The following is a 5,073-nucleotide window of genomic DNA, read 5'->3' as shown; positions in this document are numbered from 1 at the left end:
GTCTGCGATGTCCTGCGCGCGGGTTGTCGCTCCCTGCTCGTTCCATTTGCAGCTGGCGCGGAAACCGAACAAACGGTTCGCGCCCTGATGCTCGAAGAACTCGGTCTTGCAACGGTGCTGATGGAAAAGGACCTGTCGCCTGAAGGTCTGGCGCAAGCGATCGAACAGGCGCTTGTGGGACCGACGCCACCCGGGCATCGTCTCGATCTGGAAGGGGCGCGTCACTCGGCGCAAATCCTGCGCGAGCGGTATCGAACCTGGTCCGTAAGATCCTAACGCGGGTCGCGCCTGGATCAGATTCGCGCAACGCGCTTCAAACAGTTCCAATCAGCATGAAGCGCGTATAGTTCTTTGTCGGCAACTCGCCGGAAAACCTGATCTCCCGCAGCGCCGCCATGGCTTCGAAGGCTGCCAGTGAAGCCACGCAGTTGATGTGCGTCGGCTCGCTGAAATAGTCGTTCGATTGCAGAAGCACAGTCGTGCCCCGCGGAAGCAGAGCAAGCCAGGCGCTGAGATCGGCTATGTGTTCGCAGCTTGTATTGACAACCAGGTCAGGTTGCCCGGCCGCATAGTCGAGTGCGTACATATCGTCCGTCAGCGCCCGGAACCGATCGCCGGCTTCCCGGTTGAGGGTCCGGGCGACCGGCGCGACTTCGGGATCGATGTCGATGCTATCGACCGCCGCGATGTCGAAGCGGGCATCGTTGAAAAGCATTGCCGGCAATACGCCGTACCATCCGCCCAGCACCCATATGCGCCCGAACCGGCCGCCGCAACTTTCGAACAGCCTGTCGAGCGCCCACATCTTGCAGGCGACCTGCTTGTGGTTGAAGGCATTGGCGATGTCGGCCTGCGGATGCTTGGCTATGACGCGCGCCAGCCCTGCAACGAGAGGGTGCTTGACATAGGCGGCAATTCCCCGCGTGAGGTCCAGGGCCTGTTCGTGCCCGTCCGTGCCGGCATTGCGTGGTTGCGTGATATCCATCATATTCGCCTTGTATGTTGGGATTTCGGGCGACACAACGCAATCTTGCCTCCGCCTCGCAGGCTTTGAACGTGTCGCCAGCGCTGATTGCCGATGCGCCGTTCACCAGCAGATGCTTTTACTTTGCTTTAGACCGAAGGTTCACAGTCGCATATGGAACCCAGCCTAGCCCGCTATATCTGGAGGCACACCAAGAAGCAGCAGATATGGATATTGCTGATCGTTCTGCTGTCGATGATCCCGTATTTCATGTCCTTCGACCTGCCGAAGCTGATCGTCAACGGCCCGATCCAGGGCAAAGGTTTCGAGCAACCGGGAGCCACCCAGCCATTCATGAGACTGCACTATGACCTGCCGTTCATTGGCGAGGTCCAGTTGTTCTCCGGCTTTCAGCTCGACCGCACGGCAACGCTGCTTGCCCTCAGCGTCGTGTTCCTGTTGCTGGTCGTCATCAACGGCTTGTTCAAACTCTACATCAACACCTACAAGGGCCGCCTCGGCGAACGCATGCTGCGGCGTATCCGCTTCGATCTGGTCGATCGAGTGCTGCGGTTTCCGCCGTTTTACTTCAAACGGGTGAAATCCGCCGAAGTGGCGACCATGGTGAAGGACGAGGTGGAGCCGCTGGGCGGCTTCATCGGCGACGCCTTCCTGCAGCCGGTGCTGCTCGGCGGCCAGGCGCTGACGGCCATGCTGTTCATCATGGTCCAGAATTTCTGGCTCGGAATGATAGCGGTCGTGATCGTGGTGATCCAGATCGTGCTGATCCCGCGAATGCGGCGGCGGCTGATCGTGCTCGGTCGCGAACGGCAGCTGACGGCGCGCGCGCTTTCGGGCCGGGTTGGCGAAATCGTCGACGGCATCGGCGCGGTTCACGTCCACGACACGTCAAACTACGAGCGCGCCGACATAGCTGCCCGGCTCGGGCTCATTTTCAAGATCCGCTTCGATCTTTACCAGTGGAAATTCATGGTAAAGTTCCTCAACAATTTTCTCGCGCAGCTGACGCCCTTCCTGTTCTACATGATCGGCGGGTATCTGGTCATCGAGGGGCGGCTGGACGTCGGCCAGCTCGTGGCCGTGATCGGCGCCTACAAGGACCTGCCCGGACCGATGAAGGAACTGATCGACTGGGATCAGGCGCGGCAGGATGTCCAAGTCAAATATCAGCAGGTGGTCGAACAGTTCACCGTCGACGGTGTCATTGCGCCGACAATCGGGGCATTGACGATCGAAGCCCCCGGTCCGATGACCGACCCGCTGTCGGCGATCGGTCTGTCGATAGCGGACGATGGCGGTGCATTGCTCCTCGACCGTATCTCCGTCCAGGTCAAGCCGGGTGAAACGGTGGCGCTGGTCAGTACCGCAACAGGTGGAGCGGAGGCGCTTGCAGAAGCCTTCGCGCGCCTGAACCGGCCGAAAGGCGGCAAGGTCGCTTCGGGCGCCCACGACCTGCTTGAACTCCCCGAAGCAGTGACCGGCCGGCGCATGTCCTATGCCTCGTCGGATGTTTTCCTGTTCCAGGCAAGCCTCCGCGACAACCTGCTCTACGGGTTGAAGCATGCGCCGCTGACATCGGTGACTTATGACGGTGCTGCGGCAGACCAGCGCCGCTGGAACATCCACGAGGCGCGCCGGTCGGGCAATCCGGATCATGATATCCAAAGCGACTGGATCGACTACGCTTCCGCCGGCGCTACCGGCCCGCACGACCTCTTTGAAGCCGTGCGCCGGGTGCTCGACGCGGTTGTTCTGTCGCGCGACATTCTGGATCTTGGCTTGCGCTCTTCGGCCGACCTGACGCGTCACACGGAGCTTGCCAGGCGAATCGTCGAACTGCGTGCGGCGCTGCGAACGCGGCTGGAACACGAAGGGCTGAGCGGACTGGTGGTTCCGTTCGAACCCGGCGCCTACAACAAGGAAGCAACGATCGGCCAAAACCTGCTCTTCGGCGCTGCCGCCGGCCCCGAACTGGCCGACAGGGCTCTGGCGGCCAATCCCTATTTTGCTTCTGTGCTCAGGCAAGCCGGCCTCGACCGCACGCTCTACGAAATGGGCATGGAGATCGCCGACCAGGCGATCGAGCTGTTTGCCGACCTGCCGCCCGATCACCAGTTCTTCCAGCAGCTCGCCTTCATGAGCGCCGAGGAGATACCCGCTTACGAAACCTTGCTGCAACGGCTCAAGAACCGTGCCTACGAGGCGGTTTCAGAGAACGATCGCGCCATGATCGTCACCTTGAGCTTTGCCTATATCGAGCCCCGGCACCGCTTCGGCCTGCTGAGCGACGAACTGATGAGCAAGATCGTCGCTGCTCGCAACGGGTTCTATGAAAACCTGCCGCCCGAGCTGCAAAACGCGGTCGAACGGTATGATCCTGCCAAATACATTGCCGCGGCTACTGTCATGGACAATGTCCTGTTCGGGCGCGTGGGCAACAACCATCCCGACGCACCGGACCGCATACGCTCCATCGTCTATGACATTCTTGACGAGCTGGGGCTTTATGCCGAAGTTCTGGATGTCGGTCTGGACTTCAACGTCGGCTCCGGCGGCAGGCGGCTGACCGGTGGACAGCGACAGAAGCTCGATGTTGCCCGCGCCCTGCTCAAGCGTCCCGATTTTCTCATTCTCAACCGGCCGCTGTCGGCGCTCGACCAGCGCATGCAGGATAAGGTGCTGCAAAACGTGCTCGAGGAGGCCAGACGCGACGGCCATTCGCCGGCAATTGTGTGGGTCGTGACGAATCCGGCAATGGGGATGATGTTCGATCGCGTTGTCGTCTTCGACTCGGGCCAATTGGTGGAAGACGGAACACACGAGACACTTTTGGCAGAGAGCGGTATCTTTAAGGAATTGCTATCATAGAGCATTGGACATTCAGATGGGATCATTCTGGCGGTGGGAGCTTGTGGCAAGATCAAGGGATTCGGGTTTCCGGCTGATCGGCCCGCCACCTTTCGCGTGGTTCGTCTCGCCGTCCGGAAACAGAATTGATCCCATCCGGGTGTCGGTTGTTCTAGTCTCGCAGACGTGAATGGGAAGGTTCGCGACAATGCTGCTCAAGGATGAGGTTGGAATGCTGCAACGCGTTCCCCTGTTCTCTGGCATAGAGCCGACAAAGCTCAAACTGCTTGCGTTCACATCCGATCGCGTGAGCTACAGCGCCGGGCAGATCCTTTTCCGGCAGGGCGATGAGGGCGACGCCGCCTATGTCATCCTTTCAGGCAGGGCGGATATTCTGGTCGATTCCGACAACGGACCGATAAAAGTTGCCGAACTGCTGCCAAATTCGATCGTTGGCGAGATCGCCATATTGTGCAACAGCTCCCGCACGGCCACCGTCAGAGCCGCAAGTCCGGTGGAAGCCTTGAGAATTCGCAAGGATCATTTCCTGAGGCTTATGAAGGAGTTCCCGGAAATGACCATCGAGATGGTTCGGGTTCTTGCCGATCGCCTGAGCCATACGACCGCGGATCTGATCGATGCACGAAGCGCCAAATAACGAATGATTTGCGCTCGATCCTTGCCGCCGTGATGGCACTGGCCCTCTCACGGACAAGGTCACCAGGAGGAAGACCTGTCTCGCCTAGCAGCAGTTGTTTGGCTACGATGGCCGAGGGGGACTACGAAGGGCTTGCATGGACGACGACGTTTTCCTGGTCAGGTTTTGGGGCGTGCGCGGCAGCATTTCGGTATCGGGGCCAGAATTCTCTCGCTATGGCGGCAACACAAACTGCATTGAGATGCGATGCGGTAAGCATACGCTTCTGTTCGACGCGGGCTCTGGCTTGCGGCCTGCCGGCTGGGCGCTTCGGGCGTCGGGCGTGACCGATACCGACCTGTTTTTCACCCATTGCCATTACGATCACATCATCGGGCTGCCGGCTTTTAAGCCGATCTATGACCGGAGCGTCAAAATCAGGCTCTGGTCCGGGCATCTTGCAGGACGCATGACGACGCGGCAGATGGTAGATGAGTTCATGCGGCCGCCTTGGTTTCCGGTGAGACTGGACGTCTGCAAGGCAAGCCTCGACTACCGCGATTTCGTATCCGGAGACGTGCTTCGGCCGCGCCAAGGGGTGGTG

The 5,073-nt window shown here is 60.0% G+C and carries 5 protein-coding genes; 4 read left to right on the top strand and 1 reads right to left on the bottom strand.

The features are described from left to right. On the top strand, positions 1–276 hold a 276-nt coding region (locus EOA33_RS23750; RefSeq protein WP_281033548.1), incomplete at its 5' end, for a glycosyltransferase. Positions 277–313: 37 nt separating this feature from the next. Here the strand turns inward: EOA33_RS23750 and EOA33_RS23745 are convergent. Continuing rightward, entirely contained in the window at positions 314–985 is a 672-nt protein-coding gene (locus EOA33_RS23745; RefSeq protein ID WP_127406730.1) for a class I SAM-dependent methyltransferase, read from the bottom strand. Positions 986–1,138: 153 nt separating this feature from the next. Here EOA33_RS23745 and EOA33_RS23740 point away from each other — a divergent pair, with 153 nt between their 5' ends. From EOA33_RS23740 to EOA33_RS23730, 3 genes are all read left to right on the top strand, one after another. Further along, a complete protein-coding gene (locus EOA33_RS23740; RefSeq protein ID WP_127406729.1) occupies positions 1,139–3,853 on the top strand; it encodes an ABC transporter ATP-binding protein in 2,715 nt (904 codons plus the stop codon). 187 nt (positions 3,854–4,040) lie between these two features. Then, entirely contained in the window at positions 4,041–4,490 is a 450-nt protein-coding gene (locus EOA33_RS23735) for a cyclic nucleotide-binding domain-containing protein (RefSeq protein ID WP_126058880.1), read from the top strand. Positions 4,491–4,626: 136 nt separating this feature from the next. Then, the coding region (locus tag EOA33_RS23730) for an MBL fold metallo-hydrolase (RefSeq protein ID WP_145989253.1) at positions 4,627–5,073 on the top strand (447 nt) is incomplete at its 3' end.

Origin of the sequence: Mesorhizobium sp. M4A.F.Ca.ET.050.02.1.1 (assembly GCF_003997725.1) — a bacterium.
GTDB lineage: Bacteria > Pseudomonadota > Alphaproteobacteria > Rhizobiales > Rhizobiaceae > Mesorhizobium.
The sequence above is the reverse complement of the archived record's forward strand: the minus strand, read 5'-3'. Positions and strand labels throughout refer to the sequence as shown.

Excerpts from the sequence above, each read along its gene's own strand:
- EOA33_RS23745 (WP_127406730.1), bottom strand. The coding sequence starts at position 985 with ATGGATATCACGCAACCACGCAATGCCGGCACGGACGGGCACGAACAG.
- EOA33_RS23740 (WP_127406729.1), top strand. The coding sequence starts at position 1,139 with ATGGAACCCAGCCTAGCCCGCTATATCTGGAGGCACACCAAGAAGCAG.
- EOA33_RS23735 (WP_126058880.1), top strand. The coding sequence starts at position 4,041 with ATGCTGCTCAAGGATGAGGTTGGAATGCTGCAACGCGTTCCCCTGTTC.